Origin of the sequence: Comamonas sp. B21-038 (assembly GCF_022387135.1) — a bacterium.
Lineage (GTDB): Bacteria > Pseudomonadota > Gammaproteobacteria > Burkholderiales > Burkholderiaceae_C > Comamonas > Comamonas sediminis.
In genome coordinates this window covers 1,552,782-1,578,675 of record NZ_CP092462.1, presented here as the reverse complement: position 1 = coordinate 1,578,675, position 25,894 = coordinate 1,552,782, and the positions used below count along the sequence as shown (strand labels likewise).

General features: G+C 64.6%; 23 protein-coding genes. 7 read left to right on the top strand and 16 right to left on the bottom strand.

The features are described 5' to 3' along the window. Window positions 1-45: 45 nt before the first annotated feature. Both MJ205_RS07070 and MJ205_RS07065 read right to left on the bottom strand, forming a co-directional pair. Entirely contained in the window at window positions 46-945 is a 900-nt protein-coding gene (locus tag MJ205_RS07070) for an NAD(P)/FAD-dependent oxidoreductase (RefSeq protein WP_239811809.1), read from the bottom strand. Next, a complete protein-coding gene (locus MJ205_RS07065) occupies window positions 929-1,414 on the bottom strand; it encodes an Rrf2 family transcriptional regulator (protein ID WP_239811808.1) in 486 nt (161 codons plus the stop codon). The genes MJ205_RS07070 and MJ205_RS07065 overlap by 17 nt, the downstream gene beginning before the upstream one ends. 154 nt (window positions 1,415-1,568) lie before the next feature. Here MJ205_RS07065 and MJ205_RS07060 point away from each other — a divergent pair, with 154 nt between their 5' ends. Further along, window positions 1,569-1,928, top strand: coding sequence for a VOC family protein (locus MJ205_RS07060; RefSeq protein WP_239811807.1), 360 nt, complete (start codon window positions 1,569-1,571; stop codon window positions 1,926-1,928). 59 nt (window positions 1,929-1,987) lie between these two features. Here the strand turns inward: MJ205_RS07060 and MJ205_RS07055 are convergent, their stop codons facing one another. From MJ205_RS07055 to efeU, 4 genes are all read right to left on the bottom strand, one after another. Further along, window positions 1,988-2,494 (bottom strand): DUF6882 domain-containing protein, encoded by a 507-nt coding sequence (locus tag MJ205_RS07055; protein ID WP_239811806.1) that lies wholly within the window; start codon window positions 2,492-2,494, stop codon window positions 1,988-1,990. Window positions 2,495-2,643: 149 nt separating this feature from the next. Then, complete coding sequence (efeO, locus tag MJ205_RS07050; protein ID WP_239811805.1) at window positions 2,644-3,477, bottom strand: iron uptake system protein EfeO; 834 nt, start codon at window positions 3,475-3,477, stop codon at window positions 2,644-2,646. Window positions 3,478-3,621: 144 nt separating this feature from the next. Then, window positions 3,622-4,968 carry an iron uptake transporter deferrochelatase/peroxidase subunit gene (gene efeB, locus MJ205_RS07045; RefSeq protein WP_239811804.1) on the bottom strand — a complete coding sequence of 449 codons (1,347 nt, stop codon included), beginning with the start codon at window positions 4,966-4,968 and terminating at the stop codon, window positions 3,622-3,624. A 45-nt stretch (window positions 4,969-5,013) separates the two neighbouring features. Further along, complete coding sequence (efeU, locus tag MJ205_RS07040; RefSeq protein WP_256460967.1) at window positions 5,014-7,119, bottom strand: iron uptake transporter permease EfeU; 2,106 nt, start codon at window positions 7,117-7,119, stop codon at window positions 5,014-5,016. Window positions 7,120-7,189: 70 nt separating this feature from the next. Between efeU and MJ205_RS07035 the strand changes: the two genes are divergently transcribed. Next, on the top strand, window positions 7,190-7,438 hold the full coding sequence (locus MJ205_RS07035; protein ID WP_239811803.1) for a hypothetical protein: 249 nt from the start codon (window positions 7,190-7,192) through the stop codon (window positions 7,436-7,438). A 55-nt stretch (window positions 7,439-7,493) separates the two neighbouring features. On the opposite strand, the gene MJ205_RS07030 is transcribed toward MJ205_RS07035, so the two are convergent. The 9 genes from MJ205_RS07030 to MJ205_RS06990 form a co-directional block, all read right to left on the bottom strand. Continuing rightward, window positions 7,494-8,102, bottom strand: coding sequence for a response regulator transcription factor (locus MJ205_RS07030; RefSeq protein WP_239811802.1), 609 nt, complete (start codon window positions 8,100-8,102; stop codon window positions 7,494-7,496). Then, window positions 8,099-9,172, bottom strand: coding sequence for a sensor histidine kinase (locus MJ205_RS07025; protein ID WP_239811801.1), 1,074 nt, complete (start codon window positions 9,170-9,172; stop codon window positions 8,099-8,101). The genes MJ205_RS07030 and MJ205_RS07025 overlap by 4 nt, the downstream gene beginning before the upstream one ends. Window positions 9,173-9,253: 81 nt before the next feature. Beyond that, entirely contained in the window at window positions 9,254-10,432 is a 1,179-nt protein-coding gene (locus tag MJ205_RS07020) for a porin (RefSeq protein ID WP_239811800.1), read from the bottom strand. 161 nt (window positions 10,433-10,593) lie between these two features. After that, a complete protein-coding gene (locus tag MJ205_RS07015; RefSeq protein WP_239811799.1) occupies window positions 10,594-11,502 on the bottom strand; it encodes a CorA family divalent cation transporter in 909 nt (302 codons plus the stop codon). Beyond that, window positions 11,499-12,452, bottom strand: a complete 954-nt coding sequence (locus MJ205_RS07010) for a magnesium transporter CorA family protein (protein ID WP_239811798.1) — start codon at window positions 12,450-12,452, stop codon at window positions 11,499-11,501. Before MJ205_RS07010 ends, MJ205_RS07015 begins: the two co-directional genes overlap by 4 nt. Beyond that, a complete protein-coding gene (locus MJ205_RS07005; protein WP_239811797.1) occupies window positions 12,449-12,787 on the bottom strand; it encodes a hypothetical protein in 339 nt (112 codons plus the stop codon). The genes MJ205_RS07010 and MJ205_RS07005 overlap by 4 nt, the downstream gene beginning before the upstream one ends. A gap of 90 nt (window positions 12,788-12,877) precedes the next feature. After that, window positions 12,878-13,822: a CorA family divalent cation transporter gene (locus MJ205_RS07000; RefSeq protein ID WP_239811796.1), complete on the bottom strand. Its 945-nt coding sequence runs from the start codon at window positions 13,820-13,822 to the stop codon at window positions 12,878-12,880. Between the two features lie 2 nt (window positions 13,823-13,824). Continuing rightward, window positions 13,825-14,154, bottom strand: a complete 330-nt coding sequence (locus MJ205_RS06995) for a hypothetical protein (RefSeq protein ID WP_239811795.1) — start codon at window positions 14,152-14,154, stop codon at window positions 13,825-13,827. A gap of 1,017 nt (window positions 14,155-15,171) precedes the next feature. Continuing rightward, the gene (locus MJ205_RS06990; protein ID WP_239811794.1) at window positions 15,172-17,406 is read right to left on the bottom strand and encodes an NADP-dependent isocitrate dehydrogenase; all 2,235 of its coding nucleotides are present in this window, start codon (window positions 17,404-17,406) and stop codon (window positions 15,172-15,174) included. Window positions 17,407-17,739: 333 nt separating this feature from the next. Between MJ205_RS06990 and arfB the strand changes: the two genes are divergently transcribed. The 5 genes from arfB (at window position 17,740) to MJ205_RS06965 (ending at window position 24,498) form a co-directional block, all read left to right on the top strand. Further along, on the top strand, window positions 17,740-18,156 hold the full coding sequence (arfB, locus tag MJ205_RS06985) for an alternative ribosome rescue aminoacyl-tRNA hydrolase ArfB (RefSeq protein WP_239811793.1): 417 nt from the start codon (window positions 17,740-17,742) through the stop codon (window positions 18,154-18,156). Between the two features lie 73 nt (window positions 18,157-18,229). Continuing rightward, window positions 18,230-18,979, top strand: a complete 750-nt coding sequence (locus MJ205_RS06980; RefSeq protein ID WP_239811792.1) for a response regulator — start codon at window positions 18,230-18,232, stop codon at window positions 18,977-18,979. Next, window positions 18,976-20,394, top strand: coding sequence for an ATP-binding protein (locus MJ205_RS06975; RefSeq protein ID WP_239811791.1), 1,419 nt, complete (start codon window positions 18,976-18,978; stop codon window positions 20,392-20,394). Before MJ205_RS06980 ends, MJ205_RS06975 begins: the two co-directional genes overlap by 4 nt. A 385-nt stretch (window positions 20,395-20,779) precedes the next feature. Further along, window positions 20,780-22,048 carry a DUF11 domain-containing protein gene (locus tag MJ205_RS06970; RefSeq protein WP_239811790.1) on the top strand — a complete coding sequence of 423 codons (1,269 nt, stop codon included), beginning with the start codon at window positions 20,780-20,782 and terminating at the stop codon, window positions 22,046-22,048. Window positions 22,049-22,362: 314 nt separating this feature from the next. Next, on the top strand, window positions 22,363-24,498 hold the full coding sequence (locus tag MJ205_RS06965; RefSeq protein WP_239811789.1) for a TonB-dependent receptor domain-containing protein: 2,136 nt from the start codon (window positions 22,363-22,365) through the stop codon (window positions 24,496-24,498). Window positions 24,499-24,567: 69 nt separating this feature from the next. On the opposite strand, the gene MJ205_RS06960 is transcribed toward MJ205_RS06965, so the two are convergent. Further along, a complete protein-coding gene (locus MJ205_RS06960) occupies window positions 24,568-25,791 on the bottom strand; it encodes an MFS transporter (RefSeq protein WP_239811788.1) in 1,224 nt (407 codons plus the stop codon). Between the last annotated feature and the right edge of the window lie 103 nt (window positions 25,792-25,894).

Sequence of the window (25,894 nt, the reverse complement as noted above, 5' to 3'; positions counted from 1 at the left end):
GAAGAAACGCCCTCCAGAGGGCGTTTTCTGCATCCGGCCCTTGGCTCAGAACATCGAGGCGCGGTGCGCGGCCACCCCGGCCATTGCCCCATCGGCCACCGACAGCGCAATGCTGCCCGCTGCACGCGCAGCATCGCCGCAGGCAAACACATTGGCCACGCTGGTCTGCTGCATCGCGTCCACCTGCACATAGGGGCCCATCGGGCCATCGGCCAGCACGCAACCGAGCTGCTGCGCCAGCGGGCTGGCGGGCGAGGTGCGTGGCTGGGTAAACAGGCCTTGCATGCGGATGCTACGGCCATCGGCCAGCACCACATCCGCAAAACCATCGATGCGCTGCACCGGCGTGGCCTCGATCTGGGTGCCGCGCCGGGCGAAATCGGCCAGATCTGCCTCCGTCGGCGCGTAGACCTCATTGAGAAACAAGGTGGTCGGGCCCCAATCGGGCAGCATCATCGCATGGTGGTGCGCCATCGGCGACGCGGCAATCACCCCGATGGCGCCGCCACCCACCTCGTAGCCATGGCAATACGGGCAATGGAACACGCTGTGGCCCCAGCGCTCGGCCAGGCCGGGCACGGCGGGCAGCTCATCGCGCACACCGGTAGCCAGCACCAGGCGGCGCGCCACCAGCAACTGGCCGCCTACCTGTAGCGACAGTTCGCCGCTGGGCAGCACCCGGGCCTGCTCGGCCTGGCCGCCGATCCAGCGCACGCTGGGGTACTGCAGCAATTGCGTGCGTGCCTGCGTCCACAGCTCGGCAGGCGCCACACCGTCGCGCGACAAAAAGCCGTGCGAGGTGCTGCCTGCCTCGTCGACAAAGCGGTTGCGGCGCAGGCCGGCATCGATGACGGTGACCTGGCGGCGCGCCCGCGCCAGCTGCAACGCCGCCGACATGCCGGCGTAGCTGCCGCCGACGATGGCGAAATCAGTGTGAATGTCCATGGTGGTCCTCTATACGGTGGGAAGTGGATGTTTTGGCGAGCCGGTGCGCGCGCAGCGAAGCGCCGATCTGGGCAGACAGCTGCGCCAAAGTGATGCCGCCCAGCTTGGCCAGCAACGAGGCCTCGGCCTCCTGCATGGCGCTGCGCAGCGACTGGTTGACCACCTGCGCGACCAGGCATTCGGGGTGGTCCTCGCGAAAGCCCAGCGACACCAGCGCCGGCGCGCCCAGCGCCTGGTGGATGTCGCGCAATGTCGTCTCGCCCCAACCGGGCGCAATCAGCCAGCCGCCCCCATGGCCCTTGCCGGACGAGACCATGCCCGCATCGCGCAAGCCGGCCATCAGGCGCCGCAGCACCACCGGATTGGTGTCCATGGTCAGCGCCAGGACCTCGGAGGTCAGCGGCGTCTGCGCCTCGGCCAGGTGCAGCAGCACATGCAAAACGTCGGAAAACTGGCTGTTGTGTTTCATGCAACTATTGTAGTTACATGAAATGAATCCGCGCCAGCGGCTCCGCAAAGAACCATTACTCCGGCCAAGGACAAACGCTGGCCGACGGCAGCCAGCGCCCGCTGCCCCATGCCACCATCGCGCAGCCCACACCACCACTCCCAAAGCAACGGAAATGGCCTTGTTCAAGAAGCTGGAGTCTGTCGTGCTGTTTGTCGCCGATATCGATGCGGCGGCCGCCTGGTATGCGCAGCTTTTGGGCGCGGAGGTGCAACACGAGAACGCGCACTATGCCTTTGTGCAAGGCCCGGGACTTTTGATCGGCTTCCATCCCGCCGACCGCAAATGCCTGGGCGGCGTGAGCGGCACCACGGTGTACTGGGAGGGGGCCGCCCTGGGCGCGGCCATTGAGCGCCTGCAGGCGCAGGGCGCCCGGCTGTACCGGGGGCCGATGACGACCAGCCTGGGGGCTACAGCCGCGATGCTGCTGGACCCCTTTGGTTGCAGCCTGGGCTTGCTTTGCCCAGCGGGCTAGTCGTGCGTAGCTAGTCGCGGACGGCCAGTCGCGGGCGGCCAGTCGCGGGCGGCCAGCCTTTACTGCAACGCCTGGTCCGGGTTCTGCACCACTTGCAGATGCAGGATGCTGAAGTACAGCGTGATATCGCCTTGCTGGTCGATAAAGGTGCCGATCGCGCGCTGCAGGCGGGCGGCAATGCAGAGGCACTCGGTTGCCTCGGGCCGGCCACCGGGGATGCGCGCGGTGGTCAGCAAGGCCAGCTGGTGCTCGCGGCCAAAGTCGTGCACGACCTCCAGGGCCTGGCCATGCTGGGCGGGGATGTTGGCATTGGCCCAGCTCCACACAAAGCTGCCTTCGCTCTCGCTGCTGGTGCCCACCAGGCAGACGGTGCCCTGCACCTCATGCAAGGGCGCCTGCAGCACCAGGCTGGCACTTTCCAAATCCCAGTGGTATTGCGGGGCGCTCTGCAGGCCAAACTGGCGTGGCCATTCGGTATTGCGGGCCATCATCGTCTCGACGGCCTCGCGGCTCCAGGCGGCCCATTCGGTCTCGCCCCCGTCGGGGCTGGTGGTGGTGTCGTTCATAGCGCTAGCGGTTCAAATTGCAGCCGCCATTGTCGGCCAATCCAAGAGCCTGTTCTAAAAGCCTGATGGTCGACAACTGCGTCAGCCATAAAAAAACCGCCCCTTGCACAGCACAGGGACGGTTCATCGTTCAGCGCCTGCGGGCGTGATCAGTTCAGGCCGAGCATGCCGCGCAGCTTGGACAGGTCTTCGGCCAGCGTGTTGACGCGGCCTGCCAGGATCTTGCGGTCGCCCTCACCCAGCTTGGTGTACAGCTCAAAGCTGCCATCGGGCTTGCGGTACTTGGCCAGGATGTCGAACACGGTCTTGAAGTTGGCCGCAGTCTTTTCGACAAAGGCCTTGTCCTTCTTCTCGACCAGGGGGCGCAGCAGTTCGAAAATCTTGTCCGCACCTTCGAAGTTGGCCTGGAAGTCGTCCAGGTCGGTGTGGCTGTAGCGCTCTTCTTCACCCGAAATCTTGGTGGCAGCCACCTCTTCCATCAGCACCGCAGCGCCGCCCACGACCTTTTCAGGCGGGAAGGTCAAACCGCTCACGCGCTTTTGCAGTTCCTTGGCATCGGCCAGCAGCTTGTCGGCAAAAGGGGTCAGGCCCTTGGTGCTCTTTTCGACCCAGAGGCCGTACTCGATGCGGTGGAAGCCGGTGAAGCCCGGGTCCTTCTCGGCCTTTTCATGGTCGTCGGCACGCGAATCCATGCTCTTGTCCAGATCGGCAAACAGCTCGGCAATCGGCTCGATGCGCTCGTAGGGGCGGCGCACGGCAGCGTACATCTTCTTGGCCTCTTCGATCTTGCCGGCCTTGACCGCATCGGTAAAGGCCTGCACGCCCTTGACCAGCTCGCGCAGGTTGTTGTTGACGTACAGCTTGTACTCCGCCAGCGGCTTGACCAGCTCCAGCGCAGACACGCCTTCTGCTGCCCAGCTGGACAGGGGGATGACGCTGGCACTGCCGGCCAGCAGCAGGCCTTGCAAGAATTGGCGACGCATAAACATACGAGAACTCCTAGACTGTTAGATTGATAATTTTTGGCTTCCGGTATCCCCATGCCAAATCCCGGCTGACGTGCTTCATGAAGAAGAACGCGCCCAGGCCTTGCCGTACAGACACCGGTGGCTGGTTAGGAAACGGGATCAGGCCTTGTTGGCGGCAGCGGCCAGCAGGCCACGGCCCAGCCAGTCATTGGCATCGGCCACGCCGGGCAGCACATAGAAAAAGCCGCCGCCAATGGGCTTGATGTATTCTTCGAGCGGCTCGCCGTCGAGGCGCTTTTGCACGGTGACAAAGCCCTTTTCCAGATCGGCCTGGTAGCAGATGAACAGCAGGCCCATCTCCAGCTGGCCGGACTTGGTCACACCATTCGAATAGTTGAAGGGCCGGCGCAGGATCAGGTTCGCTTCGCTGCCATGGTTGCGCGGGTTGGCCAGCCGGATATGGGCGTCCATCGGCGTCTTCTGGCCTTCGGGATCGGCCGCATAGTCCGGCGTGTCGTGCTCGGTCTTCTTGCGCGCATCCAGCGGCGCACCGCTGTCCTTGTCGCGGCCCATGATGGCCTCCTGCTCGCCCAGCGGCGTGCGGTCCCAGCGCTCGACAAAGTTGCGGATGATGCGCACGGCCTGGTAGCTGCCGCCCGCGGCCCAGGCGGGCTCGTCGGATTCAGGCTGCACCCAGACAATGCGGCGCATCATGGCCTCATCGTCCGATGGCGGGTTGGCCGAGCCATCGCGGAAGCCCAGAAAATTGCGCGCGCTCTCTGCAGGCTGGCCCACGGCAGCGGGGATCGGCGGCACCGAGCCCTCCTGCTTCCAGCGCACCATCAGCAGATCGGGCAGGTTCTTGATGATGTCGCGCAGCGCATGGATATTGGTATCGGGCGTGTTGGCGCAGAACTGGATCGACAGATCGCCATGGCAGAGCGCGGCCTGCAGCGCATCGTTGGGGTGCTGCTGCATGGGGGTCAGGCGCTTGGGCCGCTGGTCCTTCAGGCCAAAGCGGTCATCAAACAGGCTGTGGCCCACGGCCACGGTGACCGTCAGTGCATCGGGTTGCACCACCGGGCCCAGAATGCCAGATCCCGCCGGCGGCAGCTTGGGGTCGAGCACCGGCTGGGCACCGCCCTGGGTCAGAAAGTGGATGCGCTCGGTCAAGGTCTTGAACAGGCGCTCCAACTCTGCCGGGTTGCTGGCCAGCACATCAAAGCTGACCACCATGCCGGCCAGCGGCCGGGGCGTGACGATGCCGGCCTGGTGCCTGCCGTAGAACGGCACGCGCTGCGCAGACACGCTGCTGTGCGGCGCATCGGCCACCTGGGTGTTGCCTGGCGAGGCATCGTCGGCAGCCAGCGCCTGGCGCACGGGCATGCCGGCCAGCACGCCGGCGCCCATGGCGCCAGCGGCCTCGCCCAGCCAGCGGCGGCGCGACGGGTCGGCGCCCTCGCGGACGATGGATTGAGACTCGTTCCTGTTCTTGAACCAAGACATGTGGTGCTTTCTGTATGTTATTTGTAGAAATAGAAGGCGGAAACTTTAGGGCTGCAAGCCCAGCGCTGCATTGACCTTGGCCATGCTTTGCGAACTCTGGTAGAGCGCCTGGGCCAGGTTCTGGCACTGCACCGGGTTCAGTGCCTGGCCGGCCATGTCGGCCACCTGGCTGTCATCGGCGGGCACGCCCAGCTCTTCGATGCGCTGGCGCAGCTTGGCCAGGCTGTCCTGCAACTGCTGGTTCAAGGCCGGGTTGGCATTGCCAAGTACAGGGGACAGCACTTGCTGGGCCTTGTTGGCCGCCGCCCAGCTGCCATAGACGAACTGCAGCACCGCCCGGCCCTGTTCGGGCGTGGTCGCCTCGCCGGGAATCAGCGTGGAGGCACGCTCCAGCGCCTTGGCCGCTGCGGCGGCAATCGACTGCGGCTGCAAGGCCGCATCGCCCAGGCGCTGGGCCAGTTGCTGCACATCCTGCTGCAGGCTGGTGGCTAGCGGCAGCAGCTGCTCAGCCGGCTCGCCCGCTTGCAGACCGGCGGCAATGCGCTGCAAGCCCACAAAGGCCGGGTCCTTGTCACGCAGCGCAAAGTCTGCGGCGCGCGCATCGATGCGGGCATTCAAATCGCCGTACTGCACCGCCAACGGGGCCAGCTTTTGGTACTGGCCGCGCGCCAGCGCAGCCAGTTGCAGGGCATCGCCGGGGTAGCCATCGGGCGAGGTAGCACCGGCTTCCAGTGGATGGGCCAGGCGCTGCTGCAGCGCATCGACCATCTCCTGCAGGCTGGCCGTCTCGGTCAGCATGTAGACCTGGTACTCGGCCAGTGCGCCCAGGAAGGCGGTCACCGGCGGCTTGGCGGCTTCGGCCTTGAAGGCGTCCGACGTCGTCACCGTCAGGCTGCCGCGCGCGGCGTTGAGCAGGCCGCAGGTCATCTCATAGTTGCCGGGTACCAGGCGTGCGCTCAGCTGCTGCGTCATGCCGGGCAGAATGTTCTCGCGCTCTTCGAGCACCATCACGCCGTCCAGAATTTCCCATTCCAGCGCCCGCTGCGACTGGTTGACGATGCGGAAAATCACCTTGCCCGCTGGCACGGTCACCGCATTGGGGGTGCAGGTGCCCTGGTTGATCTCGATGGTCACCACCGGCACGCCATCGACCGATGTACTGCTGCCTGCAACCTCGCTGGCACGCGGCACCGTCGATGCCTGCCAGAAAGCAGCAGCACCGAGCAGAAACACGACGACGCTACCCAGGACAACCGGGCCAAGACGCGGAGCAAGCTCATCAGCGGCCACTTCGGCCGCTGCAGCTGCGGGGGTGGGCGCGGCAGGAGCGCCCGCCACGGCAGGCGCCGCCTTGACCGGCCAGAAGAACATCACCAAGGTCACGGCCAGGTACAGCGCCCAGGCCAGCACTTCGCCGGCGACGGGTGCATGCATGTAGCCCAGCAGGCCGCCCAGAATGACACCCAGCGGGCTGTCTTCGGGCAGCACGGCGCTGCTGTCGAATACCACTTGCTGCAGCTGGTTCCAGACCCCGGCCTCATGCAGGCGGCGCACGGCGCCGGCCAGCAGGCCAGCTGCCACGACCAGGATAAAGATACCGGTGTAGCGGAAGAACTGGCGCAGATTGATGCGCACGCCGCCTTTGTAGAGGCCCACGCCCAGCAGCACCGACAGCGCCACGCCGAGGAAGGCGCCCGCTGCGGCACTCCAGCCCGAGCTTTGCTGGAAGATGGCCAGCAAGAAGAAGACGGATTCGACGCCTTCGCGCGCCACCGCCAAAAAGACCATGCCGATCAGTGCCCAGCTGGCACTGCCCGAGGTGCTGAGTGCCTTGTCGACCGAGGCCTGCAGCTCCCCTTTGATCGAGCGCGAGGCCTTGCGCATCCAGAACACCATGCCGGTCAGCATGCCCACGGCGATAAAGCCGACCAGCGCTTCAAACAGCTCCTGCTGCTTTTGCGGAAACTCGGCGGCCATCCACTGCAGACCCGCGCCGACAAACAGCGACAGACCCAGCGCCAGGAACACCCCCGCCCAGACAGCGGGCATCAGCCTGGCACGGCCCGTGTGGCGGAGGAAACTCGCAATGATGCCCACGATCAGCGCGGCCTCGATGCCCTCGCGCAACATAATCAAAAAAGGAACCAGCATGTAATGTGTTGCTCAAGCCGGGGTCGCACGTCAAGGCTGCGCCGCCTGCTGATCTTTCTCAGTTCTGTCGATGAATCCCAAACCCTGCAGGATGGCCAACGGTCGGCCGCAGGCAGCCCATGCGGCAATGCAACAAAGGCAGGTGCAGCATGTTAAGACCAAACTGGCGACCCTGGCGGTCCAGCGTGCAGTCTTCGACAAGCAGCTACCATCTTTACAAGCGAAAACGTATATCTTAGCACCGCTCACGGGGCTTTCAAGCTATCAATTACATAGCAACCCTGCAGAACCCAACACCCCTGCCGCCAACATGGCGTAAGCCGGGCTTCAGAATGGCCCGGGCCGCCTGGTGCCGCCCGTTTCGCGCCAGGCCACTACACACCCAGCTTTTCGGTCAACCGCACCAGATCGGCCAGCGAGCTCAGCTGCAGCTTGCGCATCGCATTGCCGCGGCGCACCTTCACGGTCACTTCACTGAGTTGCAGCTGGTGTGCAATCTGCTTGTTCAACAGGCCCTTGACCACCAGTTGCACCACCTCGCGCTCGCCGTCGCTCAAGGTCTGCCAGCGTCCGCCGATCTCGGCACGGTCGGCATCCGCCAGGCGCCGTGCGCGGTCTTGCGCAATGCCTTGGTGGATCGCGTCCAGCAGGTCCTGGTCGCGAAACGGCTTGGCCAGAAAGTCGATGGCGCCGCTTTTCATGGCTTTGACGCCCATCGCAATATCGCCATGGCCGGTGATGAACACCACCGGCAGTTGCAAACCCAGGGTCTGCATCTGGCGCTGGAACTCCATGCCGCTCAGCCCCGGCATGCGCACATCCAGCACCAGGCAAGCGGGCACATCGGCCAGCGGCTGTGCCAGGAATTCGGCCGCCGAGGCAAAGGCGCGCACCGGCAGACCGACCGATGCGAGCAAATCCTCCAGCGCGGCGCGCACCGAGTTGTCGTCATCGACCACATAGACCATCGCTGCGTCCGTCATGCCTCGCCCTCCGCAGGCGCCACCGGTACGCTGAATGTGAACACCGCCCCGCCCGGTGCATGGGGTTCGGCCCAGATATGGCCGCCATTGGCCTCGACAATGCTGCGGCTGATGCTCAGCCCGACGCCAATGCCCTCGTGCTTGGTGGTCCAGAAGGGTTCGAATACCTGTTCCTGCGCACCGGCGGGCAAGCCGGGGCCGCCGTCCGAAATGCGGAACACCAGCTTGTCGGCCTGCTGCAGCGATTCGACAAGGATGGTGCGGCGCGCTACATCGACCAAGGCCGTGGCCTCCATCGCATTGAGCACCAGGTTGGCGATCACCTGCTGGACCTGCACCGGATCGGCCAGCGCCAGCGGCAATCCAGGCGCCAGATCGGCACGCATTGCGATGTCCAGCCGCTGCATCTCGGCGTGCGACAGGGCCAGCACTTCACGCACGGCGGCGTTGAAGACGAAGGGCCTGGTGCTGGCCGGCTCGCCTTTGCTGAGCTTTCGCACCCGCGCAATGATGCCGCTGGCCCGGTCCGCATCGCCAAGGATGCGCTGCAGGGCCTGACGGGCCTTGTCCAGCTGGGGCGGGTCCTGCTCCATCCAGCGCTGGCAGGCGTGGCCGCTGGTGACGATGGCCGCCAGCGGCTGGTTCAGCTCATGCGCAATCGACGTGGTCAGTCCCTCCAGGCTGTGAATGCGCGAGATGCGCAGCAGCCTGGCCTGTGCCTCGTGCGCCGCCGCACGCGCCAGTTCCGCCGTGCAGGCCAGGTAGCCGGTGATGACAATCGCCACCGTGCTGATCAGCATGTTGACCAGCCCGGCGCGCTGGTCACCATAGCTGGTGATGAGAAAGCTCAGCCAGGTCAACGCAACGCAGCTGCCTGACAGCACGATGAGCCCACGCCATGTCAGCGCATGGGCCATCGCCAGAATGATCACGGTGTAGAAGACCGACACGGCCACTTCATAGCGGGTTGCCGTGTCTATCAAAAACAGCAGCGCCAGGGCCAGCACCATGGCGGTCAGATGCAGGCCCCGGCGGCGCCGGGGCGGGGTTGGCAGGGACGGTGTCTTCATCAGCAACAAAGCGTCTGTGGGTTACAGGGATTGCCAAAGGCTACCACGCCGATCCCAGCGGTGCAGCGAAGTCCCTGCGCCTCAGAAACGGGTGTTCAGCCCGAAAGCCACCTGGCTGACCGAGGGTTGGCTGGCATCCACAGCCCCATCCATCGCATAGGCCCGGCCATGGGCGGCAAAGGCGTACAGGGAGGTGCGCAGCGACAGCGGGTAGATGTAGCCCAGCGACATCACCTGGCTGGTCTTGGCGCGTGCGCCGCTGTCCTGCCAAGCCCAGTTGGGCCGTGCCTGGGACCACTGCATCTGAAACTCGCCATGGCCCATCGGAATCGATGCCGCCAGATAGACCGCGTCCAGCCGGCCTCCATCGATGAACTCGGCAGGCCCCAGGCCCTTGAGCCCGGCCGCCTGCCACTGCGCCGGGCCATCACCGCCATTGCGCCCGACAAAGCCATTGCGCTGGCGGCTCCAGCCCGCTGCCAGGCGCGCCACACCAAAGTTATAGCTGGCACCCAGCTGCGCAGCGCTGGGGCGCCGCCCTCCCAGGGCATCCAAGCGCAGCGCACTGGCTTGCTCCCAGCTGGCGGCCAGCAGCCAGGGGCCTTGCTCATAGCGCAACGCCAGGCTGTAGAGCTTGTAGGCAGAGCCGCCGGCCGCATCAGCGGCTGCTGCATCACCTGCATCAAAGCTGTAGCTGGCGCCCAACTGCACACCGCTCCACTGCGGGCTGCGCCAGCTGATCTGTCTGGACACCTGGTAGTTGTCGGCGGCCCGCAGCAAGGCACCCACGCCAAAATCGCGCCAGGCCCCCACTTCGATCGCGCTGACAAAGGCCTGGCCGACGGTGTACTGGCGCCCCAGGCGCAACTCGCCCAGGCTGGCGCTCCCCACCCCCACCCAGGACTGGTAGTTGAACGGCCGTGCCGGGTCATCGGGCGCACCACGGGCAACATCCAGCCCGCCCTCCAGCGCGAAGGCGGCGTAGCTGCCGCCGCCCAGCGCCTCACGGCCCTGCAGGCCCCAGAGCGAGTCCGACTGGCCTCCGCTCAAAAGGCCGTTTTCGGTGGGTCCGCCGCTCACCCGGGTTGAACTGACCGCCGCATCGACGGTGCCATACAGGCGTACATGGGTTTGCGCCTGGGCGGGCATGGCCACCACGGCGGCCAGCACAGCGGCAGCACTGCACCCAGCCCAGCGGATACGTGTCTGCTCGGGCGCCAACGGGCGCGCAGCAATCCATACAAAAAACAACGGTGACATAGGTGGCTCAGTAAAAGTGGGGCCGGGGCGCTGCTGCAACGCGCGACGGGCGCAGCGGCCCGGCTGCAGAAAACAGGAAGATAACCAGCACCAAGGGCTGCGCAGGCCATGGCACCAGCCTCCCCCGTGCGATCGTGCGGCGCCAGCAAGACGGTTTCGTGTCATCGCAGCGTACCCGATTGCTTGACCATCCAGACGGGTACCGCGGTGAGCACCAACACGGCAAGCAGCTGCGTCCACAGCGAACCCTCCCAGGACAGTTCGGGCATCACGCGGAAGTTCTGGCCATACCAGTTGATCAGGGCCGTGCCGGGGATGAACGCCGCCCAGAGCACGCTGAACACCTTGGTGACATTCAGGTCGCTCATCGCCACGGTTTCCTCGGCCGAGCGGCGGTGGAAGCGCTGGCGCTCCAGCATGAAGCGACTGCGCCGCTGCACCCCGTCGATCTCGGCCAACAGCGCATCGACATGCTGACGCCCGAGCTGCGAGCCCTGCAATACGCTGCGGCGCAGTTGCTTGGCAGCCTGTTCCAGATCATCCAGCGCCTGCGTCACGACCGACAGCGGGCGGCTGAGCATGGACAGGTGGCTGTCCACATCGATCAGGTCCTCGGCGCCCCGGGAGTCCGGCGTACCCACCGCAAGCTGGAAGCTGCGCAGCGAGCGCATCGAGCGCGTCAGCCCCTCATCCATGCGATCGAGCACCAGCCCGGTCTGGCCCAGCAACTGGTGCAGCAGCACCAGCGCCACGGCATGCGCGCTGCCCGCAGGCAAACCCTGCGCCCTGAAGCGCTGCTGCGCCTGACCGGGCCGGAGCATGCGGTGCCCCGTCTCGACCGTGTAGAGGGTCTGCGCATCTGCAGTCTGGTGCCACAGCAGATCGGCCACCAACACGCGCCCGTCCTGCACACGGGCGCAGCGGATGCGTATCGCCGCCCCGGCATCCGGTCGCTGCGCCGCGCTGGCCGGCGCCAGGTCCATGCCATGGTGCCTGCCCAGGTCATCAAGCGCCTGGGGGCTGGCGGCGTGCAGGCGGGCCCATAAAGGCAAGGTCTGGTCCCAGGTCATCGCATCCACCCCTTGCGTTTGATGTAGGCCAGCGGCACCAGCGCGAACAGGCCCGTGAGCCCCATGACCATCCACTCTCCCCACGGCAACGCCAGCTCGGGCATGTAGGCAAAGTTCTGCCCATAGAACGCAGCGACCAGCGTGGGCGGCGTGAACACGGCAGTCACTACGGTGAACACCTTGATGACCTGGTTTTGCTTGATGTCCAACGTGGTCATCAGCGACTGCTGCAGGTTGCGGATCTTCTCATGCTGAAACCGGGCATAACGGCGCAGGCTGTGGATGTCCGCCAGCAGGACCGTCAGGCGCGGGCCCAAGCGGGCATCCCCTGCAGCACGCCGCAGCCAACGTCCCGCACGGGCCAGCATCAGTTGGCCTTCCACCGCTTTGGCAACCAGTTCCTCGGCTTCTGCCAATGCCATTGCCGTGCCGGCAATGTCGGCCACCCCGGCCTGGCGCTGGGCGGTGTCGAAGCCGCCGCTGGCCGCCGCCACGGCATCACTGCGCTCGTCCAGGCGCTCGGCGATGGCGCGCAAGCTCGCATGGGCGGCATCGTTGAGCGCTTCGAGCAGGTAGAGCATCATCGTGCCGGGCCCGAGCGCGCCACCATCGGCCAAGCGGGTCAACAGCTGTTCGCTGGCCCGGTCCAGCGCATGCAACGCGGGGCCTTGTTCAACACTGATCAGCTGCTCCTTGCCCAGTGCCAGGACGAGGACGGTTTCTCGGAACTCCCCCTGCTGGCAGACGACCAGTTCCATCGGGATGACAATGAACTCCCCCTCCTGCGTCGCGGCTCTGCCTCGGATCGGGGAAAGATCCAGTCCATGCAGGCGTTGTTCAGCCGCCAGCGGCTCGGCTTGCTGCGTATGCAGCCGCTGCCAGCCAGCCTGGGCCAGGCGCGCCGCCATCAGGCCGCCTGCCGCATGGAGGTTGGTGCGGTCTTCGGTCATTGCTGCACCTCGGGGGTGGCAGTGCCTGCCGGCGCGGCGGTTGCATCGGCTTGCGCGGCCTGGCTCTGTTGCTCCAGCACATGGCCGCCATAGAGATGCAGCGCGGCGAAGCTGCCCAGAATCAGCGCATAGAGCACGATCACCGCGATCATGATCTCGCGCTCGATCTGCGCGGTGCGCGGACGGCTCGCACGCGCCTCGTTGATGGCCTGGCGGCGCTGTGATGCGGCCTCGCCCGCATCCTGCAGGCTCAGGTCGGCATTCCAGACCAAACCCTCCAGTTGGCGGTTCAGCGTGGTGTAGGTATAGCGGCTCTTGTCAGTCGTTGGCGGCATGGAAATAACTCCTGGTGGGGGGAAATCGCAGACAGCACACCGGTCTTTGACAAAAGCCCGAGCGCAGTCTTTGCAGTGGCAGGTCTGGGCTCAGCGCAGCCAGCCACGGTGCTTGACATAGAGCAGCGGCAGCAACGCCAGCCCTGCCGTCAGCGCGATGGTGATGGGCTCGCCGTAGTGCCACTCCAGAATGGGCATGCGGGCGACGTTCATGCTGTAGTAGGTGGAAATCAGCATGGCAGGTAGAAACACGGCTGTGACGACCGAGAAGACCTTGACAATCTGGTTCTGCTTGACGTTCAGTGCCATGTTGTTGGTTGCTTGCAGCAGCCGCACGCGGTCATGCACAAAGCTGACATGGTCCTCCACGGCTTCAATGTCTTCGATCAAGGTCGCATAGAGCGCTTGAAGGGCGGTGTCGGCCTGCGGCATGCGCGCCTGTGCATGGCGCGCTGCCAACGCCAGCTGCAACTGGCTCTCCAGGCAGTCGGACAGCAGCTCTTCGACTTCGCCCAGGTCCAGCTGCGCAGAGACCACATCGCTCACGCCAAAATCGCGGTCCCGCGCTTCCAAGCTATTCAACACCGAGTTGGTTTGCACCAGCACCCGGCCCAGATCGCTGTTGAGCGAATCCAGCAGCTCGTCCGTCGCATCGTTGATGGCCTGGAGCACCATGGCAAAGTTCTCAAATGCCGGCAAGGCTTGCCCTTGGCGCTCTAGCCTGGACTGCGCGGTCTCCAGCGCCTGCGGCGCGGTGCCGGGTTCCAGCGATACCAACATGCGTGGGCCCAGCACAAAGATGACGCGGCTGGCTTTTCTCAGGCCCTGCTCAACGCCCAGAAAAGTGATAGCAAAGTAGCTGAATTCGCCATCCTGGCTCAGGTTGCGCTGCAGGCCATGGGCAATGTCCAGGCCCAGGCTCTGCTGGATGCCGGTCAGCCTGCCGGGTTCATCGGCGCGGATGCGCAGCCACTGGGGCAAGGCTTCCCGCGCGGCACCTGCAGAGGGCTGCAAAAGATCAGATCGGTGTTGCATGTTCATCGGGAAGACTCCTGCGCGGGGCTATCGGATTTGAGAGACCTCGCACTTTCGTAGAAACCGGCGTGCGAGCCCGAGGTGGACGAGGTTTTGGTATCCAGGTGGTAGTTGCCAAAATGCAGAGCCGCCACGGCGAGCACCAAGATGCCCCAGGTGACGCCCAGCATCGAAAAAGAGAGGCGCTCATACCGCGACCAGGGCCGAGGCGGCTGCAGCGGCAGCGCATAGGGGCGGCGTGCAGACCGGCTCCAGACAAGGCTGTGCAGGTTCAGGCCGGTATGGGCGGCCGGTGGCGGTCCACCGGACGAGAAGTGTTGAAAGTACGACATCGCGCATCCTCGGTTGGCGCAGCTCCGCGCTGGCGATGGCACACGCAATGCGTGCCAAGGCCTGGCGGATTGACAAGTAGGGAATAAGCCGGCTGCAGGCTTTGCGTGTGGCAAAGCGCAGCGCAGGGGTTAGCGGCGGGCGCTTGCAGCCGTCACGGATACAGGCAGACCTGCCCGATGGCCAAATATCCAGCACAGCGCGCGCGAGCGGGCCGTGGGCCGATAAGGCGCCAGCCGGGCAGGCCTATCGAGGCTCTGCAAGCGGCGTCGGGCGAGCCGGCTCAAATGGGGTAGTACCCGTGCACGCTCGGGGCTAGGCAGCTTCGACAGCGCATCGGAAATGACCGGGCCAGACAGGCCGGACAGCGCCTGGGCAAAGGGTTTGTCGCCCTGCGATGCCAGAAAGGCAGACAGCACGGACGGGGCGTCAGATGCTACAGCGGCTCGAATGACGCGCTGCAGCAGCGCGCTGGATGGGGAGTGAAAGAACAGCATGAGATGCTCCTTGGGGCCAGGTGCCGCCAAGGCCTCTCATGCATTTAGATGCGTGACAGCCTCGGGGCGTTGGCCCGATGGGGATGGGTGGTAATGCAGTGCAAAGGGAGGTGGCGCTGGCAGCAGCGCATTTCAGGCTCAGGATCGGGGTCCATGCTTTTCTCCGGTTGAACAGTTCTAGAGATGCCCATGTGTTGGCTTCAACAACTGAAGTGCGCATCGGCGGCAATCGCCGAGCTGGTACATGGCCACAGGGCGAAGCGTCATCGCAGTAACAAGACTCAGGGCTTTCGCGACGACAGACAGGATTTTCGCAGGCCAAGCGCGGGATCGCCAGTGGCCTTTGGGGTGCATGCCACTGCCATTGGCATGGGAGCCATATACAAAGGTATACGCCAACCGAACACCCCCAGTCAGCAAACCGGTAGCCAACAAAAAAAACCGGCAGCCCACAAGGGACTGCCGGTTCTACTTGGAGCATCGCAACCCGGGCAGCATCAGCCAGCCCAGGCCAGGGCCTTATCAGCCCAGTGCAGCCACCGCTGCGTTGAAGGTGCTGCTGGGGCGCATCACAGCATCCAGCTTGGCAGTGTCCGGCTGGTAGTAGCCGCCGATGTCGGCAGGCTTGCCTTGCACGTCCTTGAACTCGCCAACGATCTTGGCCTCGTTGTCGCTCAGGCTCTTGGCCAGTGGCGCAAACTTGGCGGCCAGTTCGGCATCGGTGGTTTGGGCGGCCAGCGCCTGGGCCCAGTACAGGGCGATGTAGAACTGCGAGCCACGGTTGTCCAGCTCACCGGTGCGGCGCGATGGCGACTTGTTCTCGTCCAACAGCTTGCCGGTGGCCTGGTCCAGGGTCTGGGCCAGCAGCTTGGCGCGCTCGTTGTTGTTCTTGATGCCCAGCTCTTCGAAGGACACGGCCAGCGCCAGGAACTCGCCCAGCGAATCCCAGCGCAGGTGGTTTTCTTCCACCAGCTGCTCGACATGCTTGGGGGCAGAGCCGCCGGCGCCGGTTTCGTACAGACCACCGCCTTGCATCAAAGGCACGATCGACAGCATCTTGGCGGAGGTGCCCAGCTCCAGGATCGGGAACAGGTCGGTCAGGTAGTCACGCAGGATGTTGCCGGTCACCGAGATCGTGTCCAGGCCACGGGCTGCGCGCTCCAAGGTGAAGCGCATCGCCCGCACCTGCGACAGGATGTGGATGTCCAGGCCGCTGGTGTCGTGGTCCTTCAGGTAGGTTTGCACCTTCTTGATCAGCTCGGCTTCGTGCGGGCGGTAGGGGTCCAGCCAGAACACGGCAGGCATGCCGGAGTTGCGGGCACGGGTGACGGCCAGCTTGACCCAGTCGCGGATCGGTGCGTCCTTGACCTGGCACATGCGCCAGATGTCGCCCTGCTCCACGTTCTGGCTCATCAGCACTTCGCCGGTGGCGATGTCGACGATGTTGGCCACACCGTCTTCGCTGATCTCGAAGGTCTTGTCGTGCGAGCCGTACTCCTCGGCCTTTTGCGCCATCAGGCCCACGTTGGGCACGGTGCCCATGGTCTTGGGGTCGAAGTTGCCATGCCACTTGCAGAAGTTGATGACTTCCTGGTAGATGCGGGCAAAGGTCGACTCAGGCATCACGGCCTTGCAATCGTAAGGCTTGCCATCGGCGCCCCACATCTTGCCGCCAGCGCGGATCATCGCAGGCATCGATGCGTCCACGATCACGTCATTGGGCGAATGGAAGTTGGTGATGCCCTTGGCAGAGTCCACCATGGCCAGCGCGGGGCGGCCTTCCTGGCACTTGTGCAGGTCGCGGATGATTTCTTCGCGCTGCGATGCGGGCAGGGTTTCAATCTTTTCGTACAGATTGGCCATGCCGTTGTTCACGTTCACGCCCAGCTGCTCGAACAGCTTGCCGTGCTTCTCGAACGCTTCCCTGTAGAAAATGCGCACGCAGTGGCCGAACACGATGGGGTGGGACACCTTCATCATCGTGGCCTTGACGTGCAGCGAGAACAGGATGCCCGACTGCTTGCAGTCTTCGATTTCCTTTTCGTAGAAAGCCAGCAGCGCCTTCTTGCTCATGAACATCGAGTCAACCACTTCTGCGTCCTGCAGCTTGACCTTGTCCTTGAGCACCACGGTCTTGCCGGACTTGGTCTCCAGCACCATCTTGACTTCGCGGGCCTTGTCCAGGGTCATGGACTTTTCGCCGTGGTAGAAGTCGCCCTCTTCCATGTGCGACACATGGGTTTGCGACCACTGCTTCCACTCGCCCATCGAATGGGGGTGCTTCTTGGCGTAGTTCTTCACGGCCAGGGGCGCACGGCGGTCGGAGTTACCTTCGCGCAGCACGGGGTTCACGGCCGAGCCGATGCACTTGCTGTAGCGGGCCTTGATGTCTTTTTCTGCGTCGTTGGCAGGGCTGTCTGGGTAGTCAGGCAGCTTGTAGCCGTGGTCTTGCAGTTCCTTGATCGCTTCTTGCAGCTGGCCCACCGATGCGGAGATGTTGGGCAGCTTGATGATGTTGGCATCCGGCGTCAGGGTCAGCTTGCCCAGGTCGGCCAGGTTGTTGGGCACGCGCTGTGCTTCGGTCAGAAACTCGGGGAATTCACCCAGAATGCGGGCTGCCAGCGAAATATCACTCTCGGCCACATTGATGCCAGCGGCGCTCGCAAAGCTGCGAACAACGGGCAGGAACGCTGCGGTCGCCAGACGAGGGGCTTCGTCGGTCAGGGTGTAGATGATGGTGGGTTGCTGGGTAGTCATCTGGTCTTTCAAGTGGCAAAAGTTCTGATGTGCGTCGCGCCTTGGCTGGTCTCCACGGCTCAGGGCGCGCCCGCGTAAACTCCCTCATGATGTACTGCTCGACCACCGTTGGGAAGCCTGTCCCTCAAATGCTGCAATGCAATATCACAATACGGAATTCAACGCCAAGGATTGTCGCTGCTTTTTAAGTCTTATACAAGAGTTGGCCCAGCGATTTGTTGAGGCTTCCCGGACAGCTGCCGCAAAATACAGGTTATGCCAGCGCTGCACGACAGCGCTGTGAAACCCCCACCCAGCCTTTCCCTGCCGCTTTACCGCGACACGCCTCCCGATATGACCACGCCATCGCCCTCCGCCCTCACCCTGCATGAAGCCGATGTGCAGTGGACGGCCATCCGCGCCCAGGGGCCCGGCGGGCAGAACGTGAACAAGGTCAGCTGTGCCATCCACCTGCGCTTCGATGTGCGTGCATCGCGCCTGCCCGAGCCCGTGCAAACCCGTCTGCTGGCCCTGGCCGATTCGCGCATCACCCAGGAAGGCGTGGTTGTCATCAAGGCGCAGAGCTACCGCACCCAGGAGCAAAACCTGTGGGATGCGCTGGAGCGCCTCAACACACTGGTGGCCAGCGTGGCGGTGGAGCCGCGCAAGCGCCGCGCCACCAAACCGACCTGGGGATCGCAGCAGCGCCGCCTGCAAAGCAAGAGCCTGCGCGCCAATGTCAAAGCCCAGCGCGGCAAGGTGCGGGATTGACCATGCACCGCACCCACTGGCGGATGGCCGGTGATAATAAGAAGTAATCTCATTTGCCAATGCCCGAATTTCCATGAATGTGCGACGCAGCATCCTGATCGTCGATGACCACCAAAGCATCCGCGACCCTCTTGCCACTTTCATGCGCCGCTATGACTTCGATGTCGACACTGCCTGCGATGGGCTGGCGATGCGGCAGTTGCTGAAGGACCGCAGCTATGACCTGATCATCCTGGACGTCATGCTGCCTGGCGAGGACGGTCTGTCGCTGTGCGGCTTTGTGGCCGAGCACATCGGCACCCCCGTCATCCTGCTGACCGCGATGACCGACCAGGCCGACCGGGTGGCGGGCCTGGAAATTGGCGCCGACGACTATGTGCTCAAGCCCTTTGACCCGCGCGAGCTGGTGGCCCGGGTCCGCAGCGTGCTGCGGCGCGGCGCCCGCCGGCGGGCAGACGATGCGGCGCAGGCGGCGCCCACCGCCGACGTATCGGCAGAAAGGCGCTACACCTTTGAAGGCTGGTCCTTTGACCTGACCACCCGCGAGCTGCAGGACCCCAACCTCAGCCCTGTGCCGCTGACCACGGCAGAGTTCCACCTGCTGCGCGCACTGCTGGAGAACCCCAACCGCGTGCTCAGCCGCCAGCAGCTGATGGACCTGACCCAGCGCGAAGGGGACGCATTCTTTGACCGCAGCATCGACACGCAGATCAGCCGCCTGCGCAAAAAGCTCGAATCCGATCCGCGCCAGCCGCGCATGCTCAAGACCGTGCGCGGCGACGGCTACCTGCTGGCTGCCAGAAACATCAGCCTCGCCCCATGAAACTGCTGCCGCGCACCTTAGCCGGCCAGTTGCTGGCCCTGCTGCTGCTGGCGCTGATCGTCGCCCATCTGGTCGCCGTGCTGCTGCTGACCTGGCTGCGCCAGGACAGCGATGTCGTGCACCCGCTGTCGGCCCACACCATCGAGACCCGGGTGGCCGCCGCCTACCGCGCGCTGGAGGGCAGCCCCGAATCCGCCCAGCGCCTGGTGCACAGCATCAGCCTGCCCGATTCGCAGTTCCGCATCCGCCCACGCCCTTTTGACGACGGCCAAGCTGTCACCGAGCAGGAAGCCAAACTCACCGCCAGGCTGCAAGAACGCCTGGGGCTGGATGCCGGTGCCAACGCTGCAGACCCGCCAGTGCGCATCCATCTGCGCATGCGCTCTCCTGCAGCCGCCAGCGAGGCTGGCGATGTGGACCAGGACATCCTGGGCAAGCTCAGCCCGGCATTTGATGACGATGGCAGCTGGATGCTGCATGTGGATGTGCGCCTGCCCGATGGCCAGTGGCTCAGCAGCTGGCACCTGCCCACCATGCTGCTCAGCCACTGGAGCCGGGTGCTGAGCTTCTCCATCCCCGTGGGCATGCTGCCCATCATCGTCATTGCGGTGCTGTTTGGCCGGCGCATCATGCAGCCCTTGCGCATGCTCACCGACGCGGCCCAGCGCATCAGCCGGGGCGAGCGCTCCGCGCACCTGCCGCTGTCCGGCCCCGAAGGGGTGCGCGAAATCATCGAGGCCTTCAACGAGATGCAGGACCGCCTGCTCGGCGTCGTTAACGACCGCACCCGCATGGTCGCCGCCATCGGCCACGACCTGCGCACCCCCCTCACCTCGCTGCGCATCCGCGCCGAGCTGGTGGACGACGACGAACTGCGCCAGGCGATGGTGAACACCATCAACGAGATGCACAGCATGGTCGAAGAGATCCTGCACTTTGCCCAGGACGACGCGATGCGCGAAACCACCCAGCCTGTCGATCTGGACGCGCTGGTGGGCGACGTGGTCGAGCAGCAGCGCACCCTGGGCCGCCAGGTGGACTGGAGCCCGCCAGACAGCATCAGCTACCGCTGCCGCCCGGCCCACCTCAAGCGCGCCCTCGCCAACCTGATCGACAATGCCGCGCGCTACGGCAGGGTCCACGTGCGGCTGGCCGGCCCGGATGCCGCAGCCCCGGGCACTGCCGCCACCGTGCGCATGGAAATCGAAGACGAAGGCCCCGGCATTGCGCCGCAGGACATCGAGCAGGCGTTTCGGCCCTTCAGCCGGCTGGAGGTCGCCCGCAATGGAGAGACTGGTGGCTTTGGGTTGGGGCTGGCGATTGCGCGCTCATGTGTGCGGGCGCATGGCGGCGAGTTGAAGCTGCATAACCGCAGCGAGGGTGGGTTAAGGGCAGTGATTGAGTTGCCGGCTTGAGTGACTTCTATCGGTTGGCATTCCAACGTCTGGAATGGCAAATTCGCGGCCGAGTTCTTTGGAGCGGTTACACCCTGCGCACTACGACCGCGCGGCGCGTCAGACGCGGCTCGTTGCACGAGTTTTCCCCTCGGAACATCGCGACGCAACACTCGCGTGGTACCGGCGCGCGCAATCCCAGCCGAACCGCTAGTGCCAAACCATCGCGCACCCGCAGCCAATAGACTTATTTGGTGACCAAACTTACAATATGCGACTGACAGAAACAATGTTTCGCGGTGACGATTCACGCATCGTATAAGCCTAGTACCACTGACGATACGTTAAGCCTGTGCCTTTTTCAGTCCAGTCGCCCATGCTTAGGCATCCGACAGAAAGTCTTATCGTGAAGTTCATTACCTCTACAAACATGCCTCGGGCAAAGGGCTTCAGCGCCACCGTGGCTCCGGCAGCGACAGGCCTGTTCATTGCATTGGCGGGATTGCTGTCGTCTTTTGGCGCACAGGCGCAAGCGGCGCTGCCCACGGTGTCGTGCAACTCGCCATCGGCGGCATTCAGCACGGGACATAACGCAGCAACCGGAGGTGCCCTGCCCCAAAACGCGGTGGAACCATCTTGGCAATTCGCATTTGCAGGCAGGCCAGTCACCAACCCCGCCGTCGCCTTGAGCGCCATACCCCCCGCTGCTTGGACACCCCTCACGGTTTACTGGACAGCGCCTTGGAGCGAGTCACCTTATGCCAACGCCAATTGGGTTTCGCCGTTGGGCTTTGACAGAGCCAATTCCCAACGCTGGGGCTATTACCGGTACCAGTTCAACTTGGACCCTGCCGTCGATCCGGCAGATCTCGCGGTCCAGCTGTCGTACCTGGTGGACGACAGCGCCACAGAGATCTACGTCAACGGCGTGGCCCAAAGTGCTTACGCGCCCATCGTGAACCCCGGATCGGCATTTTCCACCCCGCCCGTCTCTCGCACGTTGACGCAGGACTGGAAACCCGGTCTGAACGAAATCGTTTTTCAAGTGCTGGACTATGGCTGGGTCACGGGGCTGCTCGTGCAGGCTGAGCCTACGGCCGTTTGCAAACCCACCTCAGTCGACATCACCAAAAACGCCAGCGCAAGCCAGGTCAATGCGGGTGGAACCTTCAGCTATGACATTGTGCTGACCAACCAAGGCTCGCAGCAGGCCACGGTGTCGCAGCTGACGGACACCCCGCCGGCCGGTATCACGCTGAACGCTTGGGCCTGCACAGCTGCCAATGGCGCCAGTTGCCCGGTTCCCAGCAGCGGCACCGGCGCTCTCAATCTGGCCAACCTGGCCTTGCCACCGGCTGCCGCAGCCGGAGATCCTGGCGGACAACTGAGGTTTACCCTCCAAGCCAGCGTGGAGGCCAATGCAACGCCCGGCTTGCTGACCAACACAGTCCAAGCCACGCCGGACGCCACAACCACGCAGTGTTCTGCCACTTCGGGCGGCGCGAGTGCCACCCAGTGCACGGCATCGGCCAGCATTGAGGTGATCACACCCGTCACGCCGCCGGTGACGACACCGACGCCGGTACCTGCCGATGCGCCATGGGCCTTATTGGTGCTGAGTGGCTTGCTGGTAGGCCTGGGCGCCCGGCAAGTGAAATCTCGCGATTCTGTGTAACGTCAACGCTTAGCCGAGTGCGCCTCCTCAGCTCAGGCTGTCGGGGCGCTTTTTTTCGTCACCACAGCCCCCACTGCTGCCTTCACGGCGAACAGCAAGCAGCGAACCAAGTCACAAACTGACACAAACAGGCAAACACCCGCCACATGCGTCGCAAATGATTCTGATTGCGAATCAACTTGCATCCCCAGCCAACGTGACCGGACCCGCGCCGCGTCCACGCCAGCCAGCTCCGCTCTGCATACCTTTGGCCCGCCCGGCTTTGCCCGGGGCTGCGCCGCCTGCAGGCCGTCTTATTGCCATTGTTTGTTGTCATGTCCCATCCCACTGCTTCATTCCCCCTTCTTCCCATTGCGTTGGCCGCAGGCCTGTGCCTGGCGCCGGCCGCTTCTGCGCAAGACCGTGCCGATCTCGGCACCACGCTGGACACGATCACTGTGACGGCAGCGGCTACGGCCACAGCCGTCAAGGACGCACCGGCCAGCTTGACGGTGCTGACCGCCGAAGATATCGCGCGCGTGCCGGCCACCGATTTGAACGAGGTGCTGCGCCGCGTTCCCGGCCTCACGCAAGCCACCACGCCCGATGGCGGCACCAGCATCCAGATTCGCGGTCTGCCGCAGCAGTACACCTTGATCCTCGTCGATGGCGTGCGCGTGGGCAGCTCCAGCGAGACCTTTGACCGCTACACCCGCAACGAGCTCAACTGGATTGCGCCCGAAGCGATCGAGCGCATTGAAGTGGTGCGCGGCCCCATGTCCTCGCTCTACGGCTCGGACGCGATGGGTGGCGTGATCAACATCATCACCAAGAAAGGCGGCGACACATGGGGCGGCCAGGTCTCTGCCGGTGCCGAGATCAATCCCGAATCCATCCGTGGCAACGACTACAGCGGTGGCTTCAACATCAGCGGCCCGCTGGGCAAGGGCTTCAAGCTGCAGCTGAACGGCCAGCAAACCTACCGCCAGGCTGACAGCGGCCTGGAAGACGGCACCACCGCTTTCCGCTGGGGCGGCGGGCGCGAAGGCGCCAAGCGCCAGTCGCTGGGTGCACGCCTGGATTGGGACATCAACGACCAGCACAAGCTGAGCCTGGATGTGCAGCGCGCCGAGTGGAAGACCCTGGGCGGCCCCTCTCCCTCCACCAGCAACCCCGGCGGCTTTGCGGCTGCGGCCACCACGCGCGGCCCGTCCAATATGGAGCGCGAAAGCACCAGCCTGACCCACCAGGGCAAGTACAGCTTTGGTACATCCAAGCTCTCGCTCAGCCACAGCAAGTACAGCAACGAGACGACTGCGCCTCGGATCGAGAACGGCCAGTTTGTGCCGGTGCCCGGTGGCACCGCTACCCAGACCTACAACACCCATTCGGTATCGGAAGACCTGATCCTCGACGGATCGGTGACCATGCCCTTTAAATGGGGCTTTGACCAGATGCTGACCGTGGGTGCGCAGTGGCAGCGCCAGGAGCTGGACAACCCGAACTCGGTGGGCTCGGTCGCCAATGAGGCAGGCGTGATCGGCCTCAGCTACAAGCAGGCCAAGTCGCAGGCCCTGTTTGTCGAAGACCAGATCTTTCTGCGCGACAACCTGACCCTGACCCTGGGCATGCGCGGTGACCGCCATGACGACTACGGCTCGCACATCAGCCCGCGCGCCTACCTGGTCTACCATCCCACCGCTGCCTGGACCTTGCGTGGCGGCTACTCGGAAGGCTTCCGCGCGCCCAACCTGCGCCAGTCCAACGAGAACTTTGTGAGCCAGTCGCAAGGCGCGGGCTGCGGCTTTGCCGGCTACACCGGTGGCGGTTGCAGCATCCGGGGCAATTCCGACCTCAAGCCCGAGACCTCGCAGAACTGGGAGCTGGGCGCCGCCTGGGAGCATGAGGGCTGGCAAGCGGGCCTGACCTTCTTCAACACCGACTTCAAGGACAAGATCGATTCGCAAGGCATTGGCTACCTGCCGGGCGGCAGCAACTACTGGGCCCAGTATGTGAATATCGACGCGGCCATCACGCGCGGGCTGGAAGCCAATCTGCGCGTGCCGCTGAGCCGCAGCATCACCTGGAACAACAGCCTGACCCATATGCTCAAGGCCGAGAACAAGACCACCGGCGTGGCGCTGACCACCGTCTCCAAGTGGAGCGGCTCCTCGGTGCTGGATTGGCAGGTCAACGCTGCCCTGGGCCTGAGCCTGGGCGCCGAGCTGGTGGGCAAGCAGATGGGCCTGGCCCAGCGCCTGGCCGACAACTCCAACTTTGGCGAGCAGCGCATCCAGAACAGCTATGTGCTGTACGACCTGGCGGCCAACTACCGCATCAACAAGGCGCTGCGCATCAACGCCGGCGTGAAGAACCTGTTTGACCGCAATGCCAGCGGCAACCGCGATGTGGGCAACAATTTCTACCTGCCCGGCCGCCGCTTCTTTGCCACCTTGACGGCCAGCTTCTAAGCTGATTTAACGCCCTGAAGGCAAAGGCGCTGAGATCCTGTCTCAGCGCCTTTGTCTACGCCTGCGCTGTCAGGGCCGGGCCGCTGCAAAGCCATGGCGCTTGGCCATCAGCACGACCGCCAGGCTCAGCAGCATCAGCAGCAGCACCGCTGGCGAGAACGCCGCCACGCCCCACTGGGCCAGCAATACGCCACCGGCCATGCCGCCCCCGGCAATGGCCAGGTTCCATGAGGTCACCAGCATCGACTGCGCCACATCGGCCGCCGGCCCTGCACTCTTGGCCAGGGCCGTTTGCAGCAGCGGCGGCAGCCCGCCAAAACCCAGGCCCCAAACGGCCACCGCCAGATAGACGGCAGCGGGCAACTGCATCGCCAGCGCCAGCAACACAGCACCAAACAGGAACAGTCCCGTGCTCGCCAGGCTCAGCGCACGCAGATGGCGGTCAATCAGAAGGCCGGTGATCCAGATGCTGAGCACCGACATCAGCCCGAACACCAGCAGCACCCGGTCGATCTGCGCGCCCAGATCGGCAGGCGCCAGCAGAGGCGCTATATAGGTGTAGAGCAGGTTGTGCGCCAGCACATAAGCCAGCACCACCAGCAGCACCGGCCGCACCCCAGGCAGGCGGAAGACCTGGCCCAACCCAAAGGCCTGGCCAGCAGGTTGGCCGGCAAAATCGGGCAGGCGCAGCTGCACCCAGGCCATCAGCAGCAGCGCCAGCACGCTCATGCTGGCAAAGCACAGGCGCCAGCCCAGGTGCTGGCCCATCCAGGTGCCCAGCGGCAGGCCCAGCGAAAGCGCCAGCGGCGCGCCCAGCATCGCAATCGCAATGGCGCGTCCGCTTTGGTGGGGCGGCACCATGCGGGTGGCATAGCCCGCCAGCAAGGCCCAGAGCAGGCCAGCCGCCACCCCCGCTACAAAGCGCGCCAGCAACGTGAGCGCATAGCTGCCTGACACCGTCGTGATGCTGTTGGCCAGCACAAAGCCTGCCAATGCCGCCAGCAGCAAGGGCTTGCGGCGCATGCGCTGGGTGGCCGCCGTCAGCGGTATCGCCGCCACCAAGGAGCCTATCGCATACAGGCTGACCAGCTGGCCGGCCATGGCCTGCGACACACCCAGCCCGGCGCTGATTTGCGGCAGCAATCCGGCCGGCAAGGCCTCCGTCAGGATGGTGACAAAGCCCGCCAGCGCCAGCGCCAGCAGCGATGCCAGCGGCAGGCCGCCGCTTTGGGGGGTGCAGCTGGGTTCAAGAGAGGGGGATGGGTGGGAGGAAAGCGAAGAAGAATCTGCCATGGCGCTAAGCGAAAGTCCTGTACAAACCCGCGCAGGCCAGGGGCCGCTGGCGGGTGAAAAGTATCAGCCGCCATGGTGCAGCGACTGCGACCTTAAGACAATC

Bases quoted from the DNA above. Each gene is read 5' to 3' on its own strand.
- MJ205_RS07030 (WP_239811802.1), bottom strand. From the start codon at position 8,102: ATGACGGACGCAGCGATGGTCTATGTGGTCGATGACGACAACTCGGTG.
- MJ205_RS07005 (WP_239811797.1), bottom strand. From the start codon at position 12,787: ATGCCGCCAACGACTGACAAGAGCCGCTATACCTACACCACGCTGAAC.
- MJ205_RS07065 (WP_239811808.1), bottom strand. From the start codon at position 1,414: ATGAAACACAACAGCCAGTTTTCCGACGTTTTGCATGTGCTGCTGCAC.
- MJ205_RS06980 (WP_239811792.1), top strand. From the start codon at position 18,230: ATGAATGTGCGACGCAGCATCCTGATCGTCGATGACCACCAAAGCATC.
- MJ205_RS06990 (WP_239811794.1), bottom strand. From the start codon at position 17,406: ATGACTACCCAGCAACCCACCATCATCTACACCCTGACCGACGAAGCC.
- MJ205_RS06960 (WP_239811788.1), bottom strand. From the start codon at position 25,791: ATGGCAGATTCTTCTTCGCTTTCCTCCCACCCATCCCCCTCTCTTGAA.
- efeB (WP_239811804.1), bottom strand. From the start codon at position 4,968: ATGTCTTGGTTCAAGAACAGGAACGAGTCTCAATCCATCGTCCGCGAG.
- MJ205_RS07025 (WP_239811801.1), bottom strand. From the start codon at position 9,172: ATGAAGACACCGTCCCTGCCAACCCCGCCCCGGCGCCGCCGGGGCCTG.
- MJ205_RS06965 (WP_239811789.1), top strand. From the start codon at position 22,363: ATGTCCCATCCCACTGCTTCATTCCCCCTTCTTCCCATTGCGTTGGCC.
- efeU (WP_256460967.1), bottom strand. From the start codon at position 7,119: ATGCTGGTTCCTTTTTTGATTATGTTGCGCGAGGGCATCGAGGCCGCG.
- efeO (WP_239811805.1), bottom strand. From the start codon at position 3,477: ATGCGTCGCCAATTCTTGCAAGGCCTGCTGCTGGCCGGCAGTGCCAGC.
- MJ205_RS07035 (WP_239811803.1), top strand. From the start codon at position 7,190: ATGAATCCCAAACCCTGCAGGATGGCCAACGGTCGGCCGCAGGCAGCC.
- MJ205_RS07015 (WP_239811799.1), bottom strand. From the start codon at position 11,502: ATGACCTGGGACCAGACCTTGCCTTTATGGGCCCGCCTGCACGCCGCC.
- MJ205_RS07010 (WP_239811798.1), bottom strand. From the start codon at position 12,452: ATGACCGAAGACCGCACCAACCTCCATGCGGCAGGCGGCCTGATGGCG.
- MJ205_RS07070 (WP_239811809.1), bottom strand. From the start codon at position 945: ATGGACATTCACACTGATTTCGCCATCGTCGGCGGCAGCTACGCCGGC.
- MJ205_RS07060 (WP_239811807.1), top strand. From the start codon at position 1,569: ATGGCCTTGTTCAAGAAGCTGGAGTCTGTCGTGCTGTTTGTCGCCGAT.
- MJ205_RS07055 (WP_239811806.1), bottom strand. From the start codon at position 2,494: ATGAACGACACCACCACCAGCCCCGACGGGGGCGAGACCGAATGGGCC.
- arfB (WP_239811793.1), top strand. From the start codon at position 17,740: ATGACCACGCCATCGCCCTCCGCCCTCACCCTGCATGAAGCCGATGTG.
- MJ205_RS07000 (WP_239811796.1), bottom strand. From the start codon at position 13,822: ATGCAACACCGATCTGATCTTTTGCAGCCCTCTGCAGGTGCCGCGCGG.
- MJ205_RS07020 (WP_239811800.1), bottom strand. From the start codon at position 10,432: ATGTCACCGTTGTTTTTTGTATGGATTGCTGCGCGCCCGTTGGCGCCC.
- MJ205_RS06995 (WP_239811795.1), bottom strand. From the start codon at position 14,154: ATGTCGTACTTTCAACACTTCTCGTCCGGTGGACCGCCACCGGCCGCC.
- MJ205_RS06975 (WP_239811791.1), top strand. From the start codon at position 18,976: ATGAAACTGCTGCCGCGCACCTTAGCCGGCCAGTTGCTGGCCCTGCTG.